Here is a 19,232-nt window from a genome sequence, read left to right as displayed (position 1 = left end):
TTCTGGTGCAGATGGTGTGGTCACCGGCTGTTCACCGGTAGAGGGGGAGCAGGACTGCGGCCCTCGGACGGAGGGCGTCGAAGTACGGCGCGGGGTCGAGGTATGCGCCCTCCTGGCGCAGCCCCACGTGCAGTGCGCCCTCCGGCGTATGTCGGTGATCGGGACTGAGCGTGCCGATGCGCTGCCCGGCCAGGACCGGAGCCCCCGGGCGGAGGTCGGAGACGACCGGCTCGTAGCTCGTCAGCGCTCCATCGGCATGCTGGATCGAGAGCACCGGGCGGTCGACGACGAAGCCGCTGAACCTGACGACCCCTGCCGCCGGGGCGACGACCTCGCTCCCGGGTTCGGCGGCGATGTCGATGCCGCGGTGACCGGGGCCATACGGGGTGTCGAGTGCAAACGGGCGCGTGACCTGGGGTGAGGCCTCGACGGGCCACAGCCACCCGCCCGGCTCGGCCGAGACGTGCGGTGCCGTCATCAGGTTCGTGCTGCCGATGAGCGCCGTGATGAACAGCACTCGGAGGATCCGGGCCCTGCGGGTGGTGATCTGTCGGAGCGGCGATGGGCGGTGCATGCAGTCATGGTGCTTGCCCACGAAGCAGCTCGACGGGTGAGGTCAGCTGCCTGTGGACGACACCTGTCCCCAGGCGCGGGAACAACGGAGTCGAGCGTGCCCCGCTGTTCCGCGCGACACTCCGCGTGTGTAGACTGTGCCCAGCAGCCCGCCCAGCGGGCTGACTTCGCGTGCCCATCGAGGCGTGCATCCATCGGTCTCTCGCATTGCGGTGTGAGAGCGGATGCGCGTTGGGTACCAGGCTGTGCGGCCGCCGGTCGCAGAGAACAACCGCGCGCAGCAATGCGCATTCCACAAGGGAGAACGACCATGGCAGTCGTCACCATTCGCCAGCTGCTCGACAGCGGCGTCCACTTCGGGCACCAGACCCGTCGCTGGAACCCGAAGATGAAGCGCTTCATCTTCACCGAGCGCAGCGGCATCTACATCATCGACCTCCAGCAGTCGCTGGGCTACATCGATGCTGCATTCGACTTCGTCAAGGAGACGGTCGCCCACGGCGGCACCATCCTCTTCGTCGGCACGAAGAAGCAGGCACAGGAGTCGATCTCCGAGCAGGCGACGCGCGTGGGCCAGCCCTACGTGAACCAGCGCTGGCTCGGTGGCCTCCTCACCAACTTCGGCACCGTCCAGAAGCGCCTCAACCGTCTCAAGGAGCTCGACCTCGTCGACTTCGACGACACGACCCGCGGCTTCACCAAGAAGGAACTCCTCATCCAGCGTCGCGAGCGTGACAAGCTCGAGAAGTCGCTCGGTGGTATCCGCAACCTCTCGAAGACGCCTTCGGCGCTCTGGGTTGTCGACACCAAGAAGGAGCACCTCGCGATCGACGAGGCCAAGAAGCTCGGCATCCCCGTCATCGCGATCCTCGACACGAACTGCGACCCGGACGACGTCAACTACCCGATCCCGGGCAACGACGACGCCATCCGCTCCGTTGCACTGCTCACGCGAATCATCGCTGACGCCGCAGCTGAGGGCCTGATCCAGCGCCACCAGAAGCCGACCGAGGGCCAGACCGAGGTCGAGCCGCTCGCAGAGTGGGAGAGCGACCTGCTGCAGGGCGACGCTCCTGCCGCTGAGGCCGTCGTCGAGGCACCTGCCGAAGCCGCTGAGGCCGAGGCAGCAGCTGAGCCCGCAGAGGCAACCGAGGCCGCTGAAGCGGTCGAGGCTGTCGAAGCCGTCGAAGAGTCCAAGTAACTTCAAGCACTAGGGAGAACCCCACACATGGCTAACTTCACCCTCGCTGATGTCAAGGAGCTGCGCGAGCAGCTCGGTACTGGCATGGTCGACACGAAGAAGGCGCTCGAAGAGGCCGACGGCGACAAGGAAAAGGCCGTCGAGATCCTCCGCCTCAAGGGTGCGAAGGGCAACGCGAAGCGCGCTGACCGCTCCACCAGTGAAGGCCTCGTCGCCGCGAAGGACAACGGAAACGGCACCGCGACGCTCATCGAGCTCGCAACCGAGACCGACTTCGTGGCGAAGGGCGACAAGTTCATCGCCCTCTCCGAGAAGGTGCTCGATGCTGTGGCCGCCGCTGGCGCGTCGACCCTCGAGGAGGCGCTTGCCGCCCCCGTCGACGGGACGACCGTCAAGGAGACCATCGACGGCGTCGCTGCGATCCTCGGCGAGAAGATGGAGCTCCGCAAGGTGGCCCTCCTCAAGGGAGCCAACTTCGAGATCTACCTGCACCGCACCTCGCAGGACCTGCCACCGCAGGTCGGCGTCGTCGTGGCGTACGAGGGCGACGACGCGGCTACGGCTCGCGGCATCGCTCAGCACATCGCGATGTTCGACCCGCAGTACCTCACTCGTGAGGACGTTCCTGCCGAGGCAATCGACAAGGAGCGGGTCATCGTCGAGGAGATCTCGCGGAGCGAGGGCAAGCCTGAGGCCGCTCTTCCGAAGATCATCGAAGGTCGCCTGACCGGCTTCTTCAAGCAGATCGTGCTCCTCGAGCAGGACTACGCTCGCGACAACAAGCAGACCGTGAAGAAGATCGCTGACGCCGCAAACGTCAACGTCGTCGACTTCGGTCGCATTCGCGTCGGCGCGTAACGCCAGACGTTCACGAATTCGGGGCCGGATGCAGCAGCATCCGGCCCCGTTTCGCGTCTCCGACCACCGGCGGAGGCGCCCGCCTGAGACGTGCGCCCGCTCGGCACAAGGTAGGCTCGTGGACGATCAGCGACCCCCACAAGGAGCACACATGTCACCACAGGCCCCGCGCAGACGCGTTCTCCTCAAGCTCTCTGGCGAAGCGTTCGGTGCAGGCAAGATGGGTGTTGATCCCGAGGTGCTCACGAGCATCTCCAAGGAGATCGCCGCTGCCGCACGCGACGTGGAAGTCGCCATCGTCGTCGGCGGCGGGAACTTCTTCCGCGGAGCTCAGCTCGCCAACGCCGGCATGGACCGCGCACGAGCCGACTACATGGGCATGCTCGGCACCGTCATGAACGCCCTCGCGCTGCAGGACTTCATCGAGCAGGCAGGAACCCCGGCCCGCGTCCAGTCGGCGATCGAGATGCGCCAGGTCGCAGAACCGTACATCCCGCTGCGCTCGAAGCGCCACATGGAGAAGGGTCGCGTCGTCATCTTCGGTGCGGGTGCGGGCCTCCCGTACTTCTCCACCGACACGGTTGCCGCTCAGCGCGCCCTGGAGGTCGGCGCAGACGTGGTGCTGGTTGCGAAGAACGGCGTCGACGGCGTCTACACCGCCGACCCGCGACGCGACGAGACCGCGGAGCTCCTCCACTCGGTCACCTACCAGGATGCGCTCCAGCGCGGCCTCAAGGTCGTCGACTCCACGGCCTTCAGCCTCTGCATGGACAACGGCATGGACATGCGAGTGTTCGGCATGAGCCCCGAGGGCAACATCGCCCGCGCGATCCTGGGCGAAGACATCGGAACGCTCGTCACGTCGAGCCTCGACTAGCCGCCGCCCGCCAGACACCGTCACCCCGCGACAATTTCGTCAGCGCGCCGCGCCCTCGCGCGTAGCGTGCGCATCCCGCCACCTCGGTAGGATGATGCAGAACGCCCTGGAAAGGACACCCCGTGATCAACGACGTGCTCACCGAGACCAAAGACAAGATGGCGAAGGCTGTCGACCACGCGAAGGAAGACTTCTCCACGGTGCGGACGGGGCGTGCGAACCCGCAGCTCTTCACGAAGATCCCCGTCGACTACTACGGAACGGCCACGCCGCTCGAGCAGCTCGCGTCCATCGCGGTGCCCGAGGCCCGTGTGCTGGTCATCACGCCCTACGACAAGTCGGCGCTGAAGGAGATCGAGAAGGCGATCGTCTCCCGCCCGAACCTCGGCGTGACGCCGAGCAACGACGGCAACCTCATCCGCGTCGTCATGCCGGAGCTCACGGCGGACCGTCGCAAGGAGTACGTGAAGCTGGTGCAGACCAAGGCGGAGGAAGCTCGCGTCGCTGTCCGCAACATCCGTCGCAAGGCGAAGACCGACCTCGAAGCTCTCAAGGATGAGGTCGGCGAAGACGACATCACTCGCGGCGAGAAGGAACTCGAGACGTTCACGAAGGCGCACATCGACCGCATCGACGAGGCTTCCAAGCACAAGGAAGCCGAGCTCCTCGAGGTCTAATCACTCGTGTCGACGACTGGGAGTGACGGGGTGGACCCCGGCGAACGTCCGGACCCGGAGGTCCGGGACTCGGCGACGGAGCCCGAAGCGCATGACACGTCAAGCGCCTTCGGTCCGGCGGCCGGTGAGGGCAACGCGGAGCCCGTCGTCGGGGACCCGATGGCATCTCGTGAGCTCCCCACCCTCTCTGACGGCGAGCTGGCCCCGCCGCTGGCGCCGCTCCGCTCCCAGTCTCGGCTCGGTGACACCGGCGCGAACATCCTCCACGACCTGGAGTCGAGGGCCCAGAACGCGCGCACGCAGGTGCGAGAGCAACGCGACAAGCTGCGCGCGCGCAATGACGCGATCAACGCCCGCAGCGGGCGCAACCTGGCCTTCGCCGTGCTGTTCGGGGTGGTGCTCGGCGCGCTGCTGCTGTCGAGCCTGATCTTCATCAAAGAGCTCTTCATCCCGTTCGCGATCGCCATGGTCGTCTTCGCGACGATCGAGCTGGCGAGCGCGATGCGCGGAGCAGGACGTGACGTGCCGCGCATCCCGCTCGTGGCCGCGGCGGTCGCCATCATCCCCGCCGCCTACTTCCTCGAGGTCGTCGGGCAATGGATCGCGCTGCTGGTCGGCGTGTTCGTCGTCACCGTGTGGCGGCTCGTCGAAGCCTCCGTCTCCAAGGACCGCCCGCCCCGGAAAGCGGTCTGGGCTGATTTCCTCGCCGCGGCGCTGATCCTCATCTACGTCTCGTACCTGGGCTCGTTCACGGTGCTCCTGACAGCTCAGGAAGACGGCCAATGGTGGGTGCTCGGCTTCCTCATCATCGTCGTGGCGGTCGACGTCGGCGCGTACGTCTTCGGGCTCAACTTCGGCAAGCACAAGCTCGCGCCGAAGATCAGCCCCGGGAAGACCTGGGAGGGCTTCGCGGGTGCGGCGCTGACGTCCGTGGTCGTCGGCATCCTCGTGAGCCTGTTCCTCCTCGACCAGCAATGGTGGTTCGGCCTCATCATGGGCCCGCTGCTGCTGATCACCGCGACCGCCGGAGATCTCACGGAGTCGATGATCAAGCGCGACCTGAAGATCAAGGACATGAGCTCCTGGCTGCCGGGTCACGGTGGGTTCTTCGACCGCATCGACTCGATCCTGCCGTCGGGTGCCATGGCGTTCGCCCTCTATTTCTGGAGCGCCGACTCGACGCTCTGGTAGTGCCCCGCCGGGGAGCCTGCGCCATGTTCGCTCACGATGCGGCAGAATGGTCGGCGTGAGCAGCACTTCATTCCCTCTGGCACCTCGTGGCACCCTCGGCTACGACGCCGAAGAGGTCGACCGTGCATTCCGCGTCGCTCGGCAGCGCTACGACAACTTCGACAACGGCACGCAGGGCAAACGCCTGTCCACGAGCAGCATCCGCCACACGGCGTTCACGATGCGCAAGGGCGGGTATTCCGCTCCGCACGTGGATGCGGCGCTCGAGCGCCTCGAAGACGCGGTCGCCATTCGCGAGCGTGATGAGCACATCGAGCGTGTCGGCCGCGAGGTCTTCCTCCGCGAGACCAAGACGACGGCCCGCGCGGTGCTGGCGCGACTCCGCCGTGAGGATGGTGAGCGCTTCGATCGCGTCTCCGTTCTGCAGCGTGGGTACGACGTCAAGGAGGTCGACGAGTTCTCTGGTCGGCTCGCCGACTTCCTGCGTGGCGGCACGGCGATGTCGCTGCGCGAGGTCAGGGGAGTGGCGTTCACTCCGAAGCGCCACGGCTACAAGGAGACGCAGGTCGACCTCCTCATCGACGCCGTCATCGACGTCATGCTGGCGATTCGTTAGGACCCCCTCGCACCTCCAGTTGGCCTGAGCGTTGTCAAATCGTGACCTTCCCGTTACGATTGCCGGGTCCCCTTGACCCGTCGGATGGAGCTCCATGCCGGAAGCCACTGCAACGCGCGGAGAGCGTGCGCGCCAGCGCCGTCAGCAACGCGCGAAGCGCCGCGCCGCGATCTTCGGGTCCGCGGCCCTCGGCGTCGTCGCAGTAGGGGCCATCGCGGTGACGACGCTCACGGGCGCCGGTGCCACCGCCTCGGCGGATGCCTCCATCGGCCCGAACCTGCAGGAGCTCTCGCAGGAGCAGGCCCAGGCGTACGCGGTCCTGGCTGTCTCAGGCGAGACGTCCCAGGGGGCCACCATCGACGACCGGGGCTCGGGAGTCAGCATCGACGTCGTGCCGACGGATCCCGCGTCGCTCAAGAAGATCACCGAGGAGATGGTCAAGTCCCAGTACGGCTGGGGCCCCGACCAGATGTCCTGCCTCGACAAGCTCTGGATGAAGGAATCCGGCTGGAACTACCTGGCCGAGAACGCCGAATCCGGTGCCTACGGCATCCCACAGTCCTGGCCCGCTGAGAAGCTCGCCACCATGGGTGCCGACTGGAAGACGAACCCGATCACGCAGATCAAGTGGGGGATCGACTACATCGACCGAGCGTGGGGCACCCCCTGCGCAGCCTGGAACCAGCACAACGGCTCCTACTGAGTCCTGGGGCGCCGCTCGGCTTGGCCGGAGGACCGCCGCAGTTGAAGACCGCGCACACGCGAACCACCTGGGAGTACCCGCATGACCACGACAGATATCCGCACCGGCTCAACCCGGGCCTCTCGACCCGCCGGTCTCCGCCGTCGCATCGGCGCTCGTGTTGTCGTGCCGACCCTGGCTGGGCTCGCGATCGCGGCCCTCGCCGTGACCGCGACGGTGCAGCTTGGCGCTCAGAACGATGGCGAGAGCGGGGTGCTCTCCGTTGCATCCGTCGACGAGCTCACCGTGGCGGGCGCACAGGGGTACGCCGTGAGTCTTGTCTCCGCAGTCGATGAGGCGAAGGCCTCCGAGGCCCGCACAAGCGACATCGCGAGCATCGTCGTGACCACGCCGACACCGACCCCCACGCCGGAGCCAGAACCGGAGCCAGCTCCTGCACCCAAGGCGCCGTCGCCGAACACCAGCTCGTCTGGCGGCAGCTCGTACGAAGAGGCGAACGTCTCTTCCGACCCGAGCGTGGATGCGACGCTTGCCCGCATCGCCCAGTGCGAGTCCGGCGGCAACCCGGCCGCGGTGAACCCAGCCGGCTACTACGGTCTCTACCAGTTCTCGATCCCGACCTGGCAGTCCGTTGGCGGGACAGGCCTCCCATCTGAGGCCTCCGTCGAAGAGCAGACGATGCGCGCGAAGATGCTGCAGGCCAAGGCCGGCTGGGGTCAGTGGAGCTGCTACTAGGCCGTTCTCAGGCATCCCAAGGCTGCTGCCTTGGTGCATCTCGGGCGAGAGCGACCGGGCGGTTGCCGTCGCTTTCGTTGCCATTCCGTAACCATTCCGTTATCCTCGGTGAGTCCCTAGTTCCAACCCCGGGAGATCAATGACCACGTTGCAGCGAACCGGCTCGACGCGAGCAGCGCGTCCGACAGCCGCACGACGCTCACGGGCGAAGATCATCGTCCCCATCGCAGCCAGCACCGCAGTTGGCGCGCTGGCGCTCACCGCCGTCCTGCAGGCTGGCGTCGCCGGAGGCGCGTCACCGGCGCTGGCGATCGCGCCGAGCGTCGCGGATCTCACCGCGGCGGGTGCCCAGGGGTATCAGGTCAGCCTCGTCTCCGCAGTCGAGGCTCAGGACGAAGAAGCAGTTGCTGACGAGGGCGCCGCAGCCTCGAGCGCTGAACCGCGCAGGAACGACCTGGCCGGCATCGTCGTGACCACGCCGACGCCGACTCCGACTCCCACCCCGACGCCAACGGAAGAGGAGTCCAGCTCCTCGTCGTCGTCATCCTCCTCCTCCTCGTCTTCGTACAGCAGCCCCGACTACGTGGCACCGGATCCCGGCACTTCGAAGGCCGTCGCCGCCGACATCGTCGCGTCGATGGGCTGGGGCACCGGCGAGTTCGCGTGCCTCGAGAAGCTGTGGCAGCGCGAGTCCGGCTGGAACGCCGCCGCCGAGAACCCGTCATCCGGCGCCTACGGCATCCCGCAGTCACTGCCTGGCAGCAAGATGGCCACCCACGGATCCGACTGGCGCACCAACCCCGCGACGCAGATCCGCTGGGGCATCGACTACATCAAGGGCCGCTACGGCACCCCGTGCGGCGCCTGGGCGCATTCGGAAGCCAACAACTGGTACTGAGACGCCCGGCGCCCCGAGCGCACGACAGACGACGCCGCGTGACCTCCGGGTCACGCGGCGTTGTCTGTCGGTCCAGTGCGGGCAGACTTCCTAGAATGGTCGGCATGCCCCGCTCGAACCGCTCCCGCCGCCAAGGCGGGGAATCCTCGTCCCGAGCGAGGGGCGGCCGGGCGGCGAAGCGCCAGCAGGCTGCCGCGGATCGAGCCACAGGAGCAGCCGACGAGCTCGAGCACCTGCGCGACGGGTGGCGGCGAACCGAGGTGCGTCGGGGTGTCCCGTACACCGTGCAGCCGATCTCCGCGGTGCGAGCCGTCAAGGACTACGTCTGCCCCGGATGCCCGAATCCTGTCGAGGCCGGCGTCGCGCACGTCGTCGTCTGGCGCGCCGAGGGCATCCTGGGCGACGAGCATGCGCTGGCGGCCCGGCGGCACTGGCACAACCACTGTTGGAGGATGGCGTGACTGAAGCACCGAAGACCCCTATGGAAGCCACGACGGTCGAGATCAAGAGCGGCACGGAGCTTCCCGCACGCCGCGAGGAGATCGAGCTGCGCACGAGCGACGGCCTCACGCTGGTCGGCGAGCTGGCACTGCCGCTCGACCGGGAGCCCGTCGCCACGCTGGTCACCTTGCATCCGCTGCCCACCGCCGGCGGGTTCATGGACTCGCACGTGCTCCGCAAGGCGTCCCTTCGACTCCCCGCCCAGGCCGACCTCGCCGTGCTCCGCTTCAACACGCGCGGCACCACGTCGCCTCGCGGCACGAGCGACGGGAAGTTCGGCGATGGCGAGACGGAGCGTGCTGACGTGGAGGCGGCGATGGCGTTCGTCCGCGAGCGTGGGCTGCCGAACCCGTGGCTCGTCGGCTGGTCCTTCGGCACCGAGCTGGCGCTCAAGCACGGGCACGAGCACCCCGATGTCCAAGGACTCATCCTGCTCTCCCCGCCCCTGCGCCGCACGAGCCAGGACGAGCTGGACCGCTGGGCGGATGCGACCATCCCAGTCGTGCTCGTCGTCCCAGAACATGACGACTTCCTCAAACCAGATGAGGCGGCGGAGCGCATTGCGCACCTTCCCAACTTGGAGCTGGTGCCCGTCGACGAGGGTCGGCACCTCTGGGTGGGGGAGAAGCAGACGAAGCGCGTGCTGACGGAGATCGTGCGGCGCACGAACCCTGCTGCCCTTCCGCTCAGCTCGTCGTGGACGCCCGGCGAGTGATGCGCGTCACGATGCGGTGCATGAAGCCGAGCTTGACCTCGGTTGGAGCGTTCAGCACGAACGGGTACAGGTCGTTCTGACCCATCGCCCGGCTGAAGCGGTTGAGCAGGAGCGACACCTCGTGCCAGTCGGCGAGCACCCGCTCGATGGGCTCCTCCGTGTAGTCGATGAGGGGCGTCGTCGACGGCTGCAGGTGCACGTTCGACGCGGCCGCCGTCCACAGCGAGCCGAGGATGTGCAGGTAGTGCGCGAAGGTCTCCGCGAAGTCCTCCCAGGGGTGCATCGTCGCGTACTCGGAGATGTACGAGGCCGACCAGCCCTCTGGGGCTCCCAACCGGTAGTGGCGGTCGAGCGCCTCACGGTAGCTCGCTCGCTCGTCGCCGAACAGCTCGCGGCACTCGGACAGCAGCACCTCGTCGTCGAGCAGGATCGACTGGTAGTAGTGCCCGATCTCATGCCGGAAGTGGCCCAGCAGCGTCCGGTATGGCTCACCGAGACGCACGCGGAGTGCCTCACGGTGCGCATCCAGCGTCTCGGCCAGGTCGATCGTGATGATGCCGTTCGCGTGCCCGATCGTGACGCGCTGACCTGAGCTCCGGCTCGAGAGCAGGTCGAAGCCGAGGCCGCCGTCGTGGTCCGCGTAGCTCTCGATGGGCAGCCGGAGGTGCAGGCACTGCGCGAGCAGTCGCCGCCGGTCCGCATCCGCTTCGGCAAGCTTCTCGAGCGCAAGCGTGTCGTCGAATGCGGGGCGCTTGCGCACGAGGCGGCACGACAGGCACGACGACGTGGCGATGCCGTCTTCCACGAGCCAGTTGCACTTCCAGTCCCGGTTGCCGCAGGACCGCCAGAGCCTGCCGTCGACGAGCACGGCACCGCCACTCACGTCGACGAAGGCCTGGGTCTCGTCGTGGAACGCGAGCGGCGTCGCGCAGGCGGCGCACGCGAGCGACTCGAGCATCACGAGCGACGCGCAACGGGGGCACTTGATGCTCAGCACGCCTCGAATCATAGGGCCACGAGGAGCCGTTGCCGCGACGAGCTCTCGAACTCGCCGACGGAGCTATCGCTCGTTCTGCGCGGGGATCCAGACCTGTTTGACGATGAGGAGGATCGCGGCGGCGATGGGGATGGCCACGAGGGCGCCGAGGAGGCCGAGGAGTGTGCCGCCCGTGAGCGCGGCGATGACCACGATCGCGCCGGGGACCTGCACGGCTGAGCTCATGATGCGCGGGCTGATGAGGTAGGCCTCGACCTGCATGTAGACGACGTAGTAGATGGCCGCCATCCACCAGACGCTGCTGTCGACCGGCAGGAGCGCCAACTGGAGCAGCACGATGATGATCGACGCCGAGAGCGTGCCGACGAGCGGGATGAGGGAGCCGAGGAACGCGATGACCGCGAACACGGCGGGCATCGAAGCGCCGATGATCGACAGGAACGTGAAGGAGAGGATGCCGTTCGCGAGGCCCAGCGCCAGCTGACCGAGCACGAACTTTCCGACGGACGCGGTGATCTGCTCGGTCAGCTCGGCCGTGCGTGCTCGGCGGGAGGCGGGAAGCAGCTGGTAGAAGCCGCGCTTGATGCTGTTCATGCTCGAGACGAAGTAGAGCATGAGGATGAAGACGATGAGCACGCCGAAGAAGGCGTTCACGATCCCGAAGCCGACCTCGAGCACGCCGCCGCCGATGGTGGCGAGGTTGTTGCGCAGCCATTCGAGCGCGTCGGTGACGAACTCCTGCGCCTGCAGGTCAGGGAAGCGCTCGTCGACCCACTCGATGACGTTGGAGCCGGCGAGGTCGTTCACGATGGACGAGTAGCGGACCGAGAGCTGCTCGACCTGCGTCGAGATGCTCGGTATGAGTGCCCAGACGACCAGCCCCAGTGCGATCGCGGCGCCGCCGAGGGATGAGATGATCGCGGCCCATCTCGGCCACCGGTGGCGCTCGAGGAAGGCGATGATCGGCTCGAAGCCGAGCGCGAGGAACAGCGCGGCACCGATGTACGTGAGGATCGTGCTCAGTGAGGCGATCATCCCGCCGAGTACCAGCGCTACGAGGACGCCGATCGTGGCGATGAAGCCGAGCCTGAACGGATTCTCGATGCGCATGCGGTGTTCCCCCTGATCGGATCCCGGCCGGAGACCGGGATCCGATTCTAGACGCGCGGTGCCGCCTCAGTTCGCGCCGCGCGGGTCAGCGCTGGCGGGGTGCGCCACGCTTCTGGCCGGCGTTCTGTCCACGGTTCTGGCCGCCGGACTGGGCGGCAACCGGGGCCTCTTGCTTGGTGGGCTCGTCCGTCGACGCATCGGCTTCGTTCGGCTCCGACTCCGACTGCGCTCCGCCGCTGGACAGGGCGAACGCGTGAGCCTCCGCACCGGCTGCGTCTTCACTCGAGGCCGGGGCTTCATCCGCCGACTCTGACGGGCGCTTCGTGATCTGCTCGTCCGCCTCCGGCAGGCTGAAATCGGTGCGAGAGAACGCCCGCTTGAGCTGATCCAGGTAGCTCTGCACCTGGTCGCGCTCCTCGCGGAGCTCGGAGAGGCGCTGCTCGGCATTGTCGAGCAGGCTCTTCGTGTGCTGCTCCACCTCGGTGTTGCGCTCGCGAGCCTGCTTGTTGCTGGTCTCGAGGAGATCGGCTGCCTTGCGTTCTGCCTGGTCCTGCGTCTCCTGCGCTCGGCGGCGTGCATCGGCCATGATCTTGCCCGCCTCGCGTCGGACCTGCTCGCTGCGCTGATTCAGATCGGCGAGCTGCTCGGTGGCATCGTCGATGAGCTTCTTCGCGGCCGCCTCCGCCTTCCGGCCAGCTGCGACGAGCTGCTGCTCGAACGCGTTGCGGCGCTTGGAGAGCTCGACATCGAGCTCCGTGCGCTTCGCGTTGAGCTCCCGCACCGAGCCCTCGCGGAGTGCATCGATCTCACCCTTCGCGAGTTGCCGCGCGGCTTCCTGCTCGTGCTCCATCTGTGTGCGCCGAGCGGCGGCCTCGCGCTCGAAGTCGGCTCGCACCTTGTCCATCTCGCGCTGGCGCTCGGAGAGTCGAGCCGCGGACTCGGCGATCTCGTTCTCGACAGCCTGGCGCTTGGTCGCGAGCTCCTCCTCGACGGACGCGCGCAGCGCGCTGATCTCGAGGTCGGTGGAGTGCCGCAGCTCACGGAGCTCGGTCGTGACCTGGTCCTTGACGGTCTCGATCTCACGCTCCTGGTTGGTGCGGGTGAGGTCGGCCTCCTGCTTGGCGTTCTCGAGAAGGCTGTCAGCTTCCGAGCGAGAGTCGCTCAAGACGCGAGACGCCCGCACATCGGCCTCCCGTGTGACGCGCTCTGCGTAGTCGTTCGCCTCCTGGTGGATGCGCGCAGCGTTTCGGTGGGCCTCGCTCAGGATCTTGTCCGCTTCGCGCTGGGCTTCGGCGGTGAGCTTCTGGGCCTGCTGCTCGGCCGTCGCGAGCGTGCCGGCGAGCTTCGTGCCGAGCCCGGAGTAGGTGGGGTTGCCGACCTCGTTGAGCTCCGTCTCGAGCTGCTTGATCCGGGTGCGCATGGCCGCGATCTCGCGACTCGCGCCGGAATCCTGGTTCCCGGCCTGGGCGAGCTGGGTGCGCAGCGACCTGATGACCTCGTCGACCTCTTCGCGGTTGTAACCGCGCATCGCTGTATTGAAGTTGATGTCGTCGAATGCCAAGAACGCCTCCGCGTGAGTCAGGTTGCGAGTGCGCGACCACCGCGTGCGCACATCGTGAAGTCTAGACGGCGGGTGGGAGACGCAGCCTGATGAGGCACAGAATGGCGGTGGGAACCCGCATGAAAAGTTCGGGGTTCGCTCTCCGCGAGACCCGACTTTGGCCCTTTTCCCGGCCGACACCGGCGTATTCCAGGGGAAGCGCGGGCATGGTGCGTTAGATTGAGGGGTCGAGAGTCGCCATGAACCTCATGGACGACGACGGCACCCTCGCGAGAGGAGCACGTCGAGCGCACAAACGATGCACGGCGCAATCACTCGAGAAGGAGTCACTCAGTGAGATTCATCCTAGCCGCGATCGCATTCCTCGGAAGTGCGGCGCTGCTCGTCGTCGGCTGGCTGCAGGTCACGGAAGCGAGGGCTGCCGACTCGGTCGTGGCGACCGGAACGGTGTCCCAGGAGTCGCCGTTGCTCGTCATCCCGAGCGACACGCTCATCGAGCACGCCGGGACGCAGTCCATCACGATCAGCGGAGACGGACCCATCCGCGTCGCGATCGGTCGTCAGGCTGACATCGCTGGCTGGGTCGGCACGACCCAGCACGAGATCGTCACGCTCGACGACACGAGCGGCGCGCTGGTCTTCACCCCGGGCGAGGCATCGGCTGACGAGACGACGGCACCGAACATCCTCGGCAATGACCTGTGGTTCCAGGAGTACGAGGGTGATGGTGAACTCAAGCTGGAGCAGACCCTGCCGGTCGGCTTCGCGCTCCTCGTCCAGTCCGACGGCGAGTCGCCCGCGCCGAGCCAGGTGTCCATCTCCTGGCCGCTCGACGGCCGCGCGCCCATGGCCGGTCCGCTCCTGCTCGGCGGTGGGATGCTCCTGCTGATCTCCCTCGGTCTCCTGCTCTGGGCGTTGTTGAGCATGCGCCGCCGCTCCAAGCCCCAGCGCCAGACTCACGACGTGCTCGAACCGGAGGCCTCGACGGATGCTCCCGCGGTTGGGGAGGCCGCCACGACACCGGCGTTCGCGTTCGGGCGTTCGGCTCCCAGCGCCGACGACGGACTCGATGCCGTGGATGTGGACCCGGTCGAGCAATCGCAGGGCGTGGTCGCGGCCTCGGTCAGGCTCTCCGAGGGCACCCAGCCGGAGCCCGCGGACGTGAACTCCCGTGCAGGCGCACCAGACGAGCAGCCTGTCCACGCATGGGCCCCTCCCGCGGCTGCGGATGAGCACTCGCGGCAGACAGACGCACCGGCCTTCCCCTCGTTCCGGGCTCCGAGCGCAGAAGCGCCCGTTCCTGCCTCCGCACCTGCGGCCGAGGGAACGCCAGCGGCCGTCGACGACCCGTTCAGCTGGAGCGCCCCATCCACGTCCTCCGAACCTGAAGCTGAAACTGTCGACGCAGCTCCGCTCGCCCAGCCCGACGCTCACGCCGAACCGGCACCCGCGGCTGCGCCGACGGACGAGGACCGACCCGAGCCCTCCACGAAGGATGACGGGGACGAGCGCGACGACGACTCCTCGGATGCCGGAGAGCCGCCATCGGGTGACGCGTCCGGGCCGAGCCCTGAGGCCCCTGCAGCTGGCACGCCGGCCGCAGAGCCCCAGCAGTGGCGCCGGCCCCGCGGGCGGGACCGCAGCCAGGCCCCGAAGCGCCTCTTCAGGCTCATCCCGGTGCTGCTCGTCGGGTCGATCGCACTCACCGGATGCTCGGCCGACTTCTGGCCGGAGCAGTTCGGCGGATCCACGAGCGCACCGACGACTCCGACCCCGACCTCATCCATCGACCAGGCGCTGCTCACCGAGGGCGAAGCCCTCCCGGCCGTCAACTCGCAGCAGCTCGCCGAGATTCTCGACGATGCTGCGCGCCTCGCCCAGGAGGGCGACGCTGCGAACAACCCGGACGGGCTGAAGCCGCGCTTCACGCAGGCCGCCTACCAGGAGCGAGCAGCCGAGTACCAGGCGAAGGCGGCCGACAACGCCCTCCCTGGGCCCGTCGCGTTCCCCACGGGCGAGGTCGTCTACGCCGTCCCGCAGGCGTCAGACTCGTGGCCGAAGTCGATCTTCGTGGTTCGCGAAGCCGGGGGAGAGACCCCGACGGCACCGTTCGGGATCATGCTGACGCAGTCGAGCGCCCGCGACACCTACAAGGTCGCCTCCATCGTGCAGCTCACCCCCGATGTCACGCTCCCGGAAGCCGCTCCGGCCGAGATCGGCGCCCCAGGCATCGACGGACTCGAGCAGCCGCTCGTCATCGCACCGGAAGAGCTCGCCGGTGCCTACGCGGACGTCATCAGCAACGGCGACGGCTCGCAGTTCGCCGCGTTGTTCTCTCCCGACGGCGACTCGCTGCGCACGCAGATCTCCGAGGCTCGGGCGGCGGTCTCCGGCGAGATCGACGCGAACGCCGCACGCATCGAGTTCCAGACGCGGCAGACCGACGACCCGCCCTTCGGCGTGCAGACGCTCGACGGCGGAGCGATCGTCGCCGTCTCGATCGAGGAGGTCGAGAAGCTGAGCGCGCGTACCCAGCTCGCGACCCTCAGCGTGCAGGGGCGCACCGCGGCCCTCGCAGGCGCCAGCTCGTCGTCGCTGGGATTCGAGACCCTCTACACGAACCAGCTCATGTTCTACGTGCCGTCTGAAGCGACAGGCGGCGCAATCCAATTGCTCGGCTTCGCCAACACCATGACCGGCGCACGCCAGCTCAACGCGAACGAGGTTACCTATGGCTGAAACCCCACCGCTCAACCCAGCAAGTCTCTACGGAGCAGTCGATCTCTCCTCGCTCGTGCAGCGCGCGAGCACCCCGGCCGGCCAGGCCCCGCAAACCCCGGCAGGCGGGGCACCAGGCCAGGCCGCCGCACCCGCCGCCGGAGAGCCCGTTGCGACCCTGCCGGATGTCGTGGTCGACGCCGACGAGCAGACGCTCGAGCAGTTCATGCAGCTCTCGCAGTTCCTGCCCGTCATCGTCGAGATGCACGCGGCCTGGTCCAGCGATGCGCAGGCGCTCTCGCCGGTGCTCGCCAACATCGTCCGCGGGGCAGAAGGTCGGGTCGTGCTCGTGCGCGTCGACCTGGATGCTCACCCGCAGCTCGGTCAGCAGCCGCAGGTCATCGCCATCATCGGCGGTCGCCCGCTGCAGCTGTTCTCCGGCAACCCGCCTGAGGAGCAGATCACCCAGATCGTCGGCGAGATCCTGCAGGTCGCAGCCCAGCAGGGCCTGACCGGCCATGTCGCCGTGGATGGGACGCCCCAGGACGACGCGGAGGCGCAGGAGCCTGCCGCCCCGCCGCTGCCGCCGCTGCACGCGGAGGCCTTCGAAGCGCTCGAGCGCGGAGACTACGCGGCCGCGGTTGACGCCTACGAGCGCGCACTCGCTGAGCGCCCCGCCGACGACGAGGCTCGAGCGGGTCTCGCGCAGGTCCAGCTCCTCGTGCGCCTCCAGGGCAAGACCCTCGAGGAGATCCGGCAGCGCGCGGCAGCCGCGCCGGACGAGCTCGACGCGCAGCTGGACGTCGCCGACCTCGACCTGTCCGGTGGCCACATCGACGACGCGTTCGATCGCCTCCTCACGCTGTTCCCGAAGCTCGGCGCCGAGGGCAAGACGGCCGTTCGCGAGCGCCTCCTCGACCTGTTCCTGGTCGTCGGTGTCGCCGACCCGCGCGTCGGCGCGGCACGTGCAAGGCTCACGAACCTGCTGTTCTGACGTCGCGGTGCGACGACGACGAGGCCCGGATGCGATCAGATCGCATCCGGGCCTCGTCGTTGCTGCGTGCGGGCCGATCAGCCCTCGTACTTGAACCAGACCGCGGCGAGCGGCGGCACGGTGACGGCCGCCGACTGCGCGAACCCGTGCGACGGGGTCTCCTCGGTCGTGACGGAGCCGTAGTTGCCTGCACCCGATCCCGCGTAGGTCTCGGCGTCGGTGTTGAGCACCTCGGACCAGCGGCCGGCGTGCGGCAGGCCGAGACGGTAGCCGCTGATGACCTGGTTGGAGAAGTTGAAGACCATCGCGACGTCGGGGGTGCCATCGTGGCCACGGCGAGCGAATGCGAGCACGCTGTTGGCCGCGTCGTCACCGCTCAACCACACCATCCCGGAAGGGTCGTCGTCGCGCTGCCACAGCGCGCCTTCGTTCTTCGCGAGCCGGTTGAGGTCGCCCACGAGCCGCTGCACGCCTGCGTGGCCCGGGTTGTCGAGCTGCCACCAGTCGAGGCCGCGGGACTCGCTCCACTCCGTCTGCTGCGCGAACTCCTGGCCCATGAAGAGGAGCTGCTTGCCCGGATGTCCCCACTGGTAGGCGAGGAAGAGCCGCGTGCCCGCGAGCTTCTGCCATTCGTCACCCGGCATCTTGGAGTACAGGGAGCCCTTGCCGTGGACGACCTCGTCGTGGCTGATGGGGAGCAGGAACCGCTCGCTCCAGGCGTACACGAACGAGAAGGTCAGGTCGCCCTGATGGTGCGAGCGGTAGATCGGGTCGCGCTCCACGTAGCGGAGGCTGTCGTTCATCCAGCCCATGTTCCACTTGAGCCCGAAGCCCAGGCCGCCCCACTCGGTCGGCTTGGTCACCCCGGCCCAGCTCGTCGACTCCTCCGCGATCATCGCGATGCCCGGGTACAGCTTGTAGGCGGTGGCGTTGACCTCCTGGAGGAAGGCGATGGCCTCGAGGTTCTCGCGTCCGCCGTGGATGTTCGGCACCCACTCCTCGCGCGAGTAGTCGAGGTACAGGATCGAGGCCACGGCGTCGACCCGGAGACCGTCGATGTGGAACTCCTCGAGCCAGTAGAGCGCGTTGGCGACGAGGAAGTTGCGCACCTGGGAGTCGCCGAAGTTGAACACCTTGGTGCCCCAGTCCAGCTGCTCGCCCAGGCGCGGGTCGGCGTGCTCGTAGAGCGCCTGCCCGTCGAACTCCGCGAGGCCGAAGCTGTCCTTGGGGAAGTGCCCGGGCACCCAGTCCATGATGACGCCGTAGCCGGCCTGGTGCAGCCGGTCGATGAGGTACCGCAGGTCGTCTGGCGAGCCGAGGCGCGACGTGGGCGCGTAGTAGCCGGTGACCTGGTAGCCCCACGAGCCGCCGAAGGGGTGCTCGGCGAGCGGCATGAACTCGACGTGCGTGAACTCGAGGCCATCGAGGTACTCGACGAGCTGGTCGGCGAGCTCCCGGTACCCGAGGCCCGGCCGCCAGGACATCGCGTGGAGCTCATACGTGGTCATGGGACCCGTGTGCGGGTCCTTCTGCGCCCGCGCGCTCATCCAGTCGTCGTCGCCCCACTCGTACGTGCTGGGGGTCGCGATGACGGATGCGGTCTGCGGTGGCTGCTCGGCGTGCAGCGCGAGCGGGTCTGCTTTCTCCACCCATTCGCCCGACGCGGTGCGGATCTGGAACTTGTAGGTCTCGTGCGGCGAGACGCCCGGCACGAAGAGCTCCCAGATGCCGAGGGCATCGAGGCGTCGCATCGCGTGCGCTCGGCCGTCCCAGCCGTTGAAGGAGCCGATGACCCGGACTGCCTGGGCGTGCGGTGCCCACACGACGAACGAGGTGCCAGACACCGGTGCGTGGGTGCCCCAGTGCTCGCGGTGGTGGGCACCGAACACGTGCCAGAGCCGCTCGTGGCGGCCCTCGCCGAAGAGGAACTGGTCGACCTCACCGACGACGGGGAGGAACCGGTACGGGTCGTCGACCGTGTGGGGGACGCCGTCCGTGTAGACCGTCTCGAGCTGATAGTCGTCGAGGCCGTGCTCGTGTGCGCCCTGCCAGATGCCGTGGGCGAGGTGGCGCAGCTCGACCCGTTCGCCGCTCGAGGTGAGGATCGCTGTCACACGATCGGCGAGGGGGCGTCGCGCGCGGATGACCGTGCGCCCGTCTCCCTGCAGATGCTGCCCGAGGATCGCGTGTGGTCCCGAGTGCGTGCCGTCGGCGACTGCGCGCAGCTCACCATCGGGAATGCTGGTCGTCACTGGGGCCGCTGGCTGGAGTTCGTCGGTCATGGTGTTTCCGTTCTCGAGATCGTTC

The 19,232-nt window shown here is 67.9% G+C and carries 18 protein-coding genes; 13 read left to right on the top strand and 5 right to left on the bottom strand.

The annotated features are described in order from the left end of the window. Window positions 1-31 precede the first annotated feature (31 nt). The gene (locus ACQFZP_RS13555; RefSeq protein WP_211891675.1) at window positions 32-574 is read right to left on the bottom strand and encodes a murein hydrolase activator EnvC family protein; all 543 of its coding nucleotides are present in this window, start codon (window positions 572-574) and stop codon (window positions 32-34) included. Window positions 575-883: 309 nt separating this feature from the next. Between ACQFZP_RS13555 and rpsB the strand changes: the two genes are divergently transcribed. The 11 genes from rpsB to ACQFZP_RS13500 all read left to right on the top strand — a co-directional run bounded on the left by rpsB (window position 884) and on the right by ACQFZP_RS13500 (window position 9,545). Beyond that, the gene (gene rpsB / locus ACQFZP_RS13550) at window positions 884-1,774 is read left to right on the top strand and encodes a 30S ribosomal protein S2 (RefSeq protein WP_104311346.1); all 891 of its coding nucleotides are present in this window, start codon (window positions 884-886) and stop codon (window positions 1,772-1,774) included. 27 nt (window positions 1,775-1,801) lie between these two features. Next, window positions 1,802-2,632, top strand: coding sequence for a translation elongation factor Ts (gene tsf / locus ACQFZP_RS13545; protein WP_104311347.1), 831 nt, complete (start codon window positions 1,802-1,804; stop codon window positions 2,630-2,632). Between the two features lie 151 nt (window positions 2,633-2,783). Next, window positions 2,784-3,509: a UMP kinase gene (gene pyrH / locus ACQFZP_RS13540; RefSeq protein ID WP_104253188.1), complete on the top strand. Its 726-nt coding sequence runs from the start codon at window positions 2,784-2,786 to the stop codon at window positions 3,507-3,509. Between the two features lie 122 nt (window positions 3,510-3,631). After that, a complete protein-coding gene (gene frr / locus ACQFZP_RS13535; RefSeq protein WP_104253187.1) occupies window positions 3,632-4,186 on the top strand; it encodes a ribosome recycling factor in 555 nt (184 codons plus the stop codon). 30 nt (window positions 4,187-4,216) lie between these two features. Next, window positions 4,217-5,377, top strand: a complete 1,161-nt coding sequence (locus ACQFZP_RS13530) for a phosphatidate cytidylyltransferase (protein ID WP_258068052.1) — start codon at window positions 4,217-4,219, stop codon at window positions 5,375-5,377. Between the two features lie 55 nt (window positions 5,378-5,432). Beyond that, window positions 5,433-5,993, top strand: coding sequence for a DivIVA domain-containing protein (locus ACQFZP_RS13525; RefSeq protein WP_244296327.1), 561 nt, complete (start codon window positions 5,433-5,435; stop codon window positions 5,991-5,993). Window positions 5,994-6,087: 94 nt separating this feature from the next. Further along, entirely contained in the window at window positions 6,088-6,696 is a 609-nt protein-coding gene (locus tag ACQFZP_RS13520; RefSeq protein WP_211891674.1) for a hypothetical protein, read from the top strand. An 81-nt stretch (window positions 6,697-6,777) separates the two neighbouring features. Then, window positions 6,778-7,431, top strand: a complete 654-nt coding sequence (locus ACQFZP_RS13515) for a transglycosylase family protein (RefSeq protein WP_179557431.1) — start codon at window positions 6,778-6,780, stop codon at window positions 7,429-7,431. 139 nt (window positions 7,432-7,570) lie between these two features. Beyond that, window positions 7,571-8,329, top strand: coding sequence for a lytic transglycosylase domain-containing protein (locus ACQFZP_RS13510; RefSeq protein ID WP_211891673.1), 759 nt, complete (start codon window positions 7,571-7,573; stop codon window positions 8,327-8,329). A gap of 104 nt (window positions 8,330-8,433) precedes the next feature. Further along, the gene (locus ACQFZP_RS13505) at window positions 8,434-8,790 is read left to right on the top strand and encodes a hypothetical protein (protein WP_249312497.1); all 357 of its coding nucleotides are present in this window, start codon (window positions 8,434-8,436) and stop codon (window positions 8,788-8,790) included. 20 nt (window positions 8,791-8,810) lie between these two features. After that, window positions 8,811-9,545 (top strand): alpha/beta hydrolase, encoded by a 735-nt coding sequence (locus tag ACQFZP_RS13500; RefSeq protein WP_211891806.1) that lies wholly within the window; start codon window positions 8,811-8,813, stop codon window positions 9,543-9,545. Here the strand turns inward: ACQFZP_RS13500 and ACQFZP_RS13495 are convergent. The 3 genes from ACQFZP_RS13495 to ACQFZP_RS13485 form a co-directional block, all read right to left on the bottom strand. Then, on the bottom strand, window positions 9,517-10,542 hold the full coding sequence (locus tag ACQFZP_RS13495) for a zinc-binding metallopeptidase family protein (RefSeq protein ID WP_307852845.1): 1,026 nt from the start codon (window positions 10,540-10,542) through the stop codon (window positions 9,517-9,519). The genes ACQFZP_RS13500 and ACQFZP_RS13495 overlap by 29 nt on opposite strands. 63 nt (window positions 10,543-10,605) lie before the next feature. Further along, window positions 10,606-11,652, bottom strand: coding sequence for an AI-2E family transporter (locus ACQFZP_RS13490; protein WP_104311352.1), 1,047 nt, complete (start codon window positions 11,650-11,652; stop codon window positions 10,606-10,608). Window positions 11,653-11,737: 85 nt separating this feature from the next. Beyond that, a complete protein-coding gene (locus ACQFZP_RS13485) occupies window positions 11,738-13,213 on the bottom strand; it encodes a DivIVA domain-containing protein (RefSeq protein WP_211891671.1) in 1,476 nt (491 codons plus the stop codon). Between the two features lie 333 nt (window positions 13,214-13,546). On the opposite strand from ACQFZP_RS13485, the gene ACQFZP_RS13480 reads away from it, so the two are divergent. Together ACQFZP_RS13480 and ACQFZP_RS13475 are read left to right on the top strand one after the other, a co-directional pair. Then, entirely contained in the window at window positions 13,547-15,952 is a 2,406-nt protein-coding gene (locus tag ACQFZP_RS13480; RefSeq protein WP_211891670.1) for a hypothetical protein, read from the top strand. Continuing rightward, window positions 15,945-16,925 carry a tetratricopeptide repeat protein gene (locus ACQFZP_RS13475; protein ID WP_211891669.1) on the top strand — a complete coding sequence of 327 codons (981 nt, stop codon included), beginning with the start codon at window positions 15,945-15,947 and terminating at the stop codon, window positions 16,923-16,925. Before ACQFZP_RS13480 ends, ACQFZP_RS13475 begins: the two co-directional genes overlap by 8 nt. 77 nt (window positions 16,926-17,002) lie before the next feature. Here ACQFZP_RS13475 and glgB read toward each other — a convergent pair whose 3' ends face one another. Beyond that, a complete protein-coding gene (gene glgB, locus ACQFZP_RS13470; RefSeq protein WP_211891668.1) occupies window positions 17,003-19,207 on the bottom strand; it encodes a 1,4-alpha-glucan branching protein GlgB in 2,205 nt (734 codons plus the stop codon). Between the last annotated feature and the right edge of the window lie 25 nt (window positions 19,208-19,232).

Origin of the sequence: Pseudoclavibacter sp. Marseille-Q434 (genome assembly GCF_050315415.1) — a bacterium.
Lineage (GTDB): Bacteria > Actinomycetota > Actinomycetes > Actinomycetales > Microbacteriaceae > Pseudoclavibacter.
The sequence above is the reverse complement of the archived record's forward strand: the minus strand, read 5'-3'. Positions and strand labels throughout refer to the sequence as shown.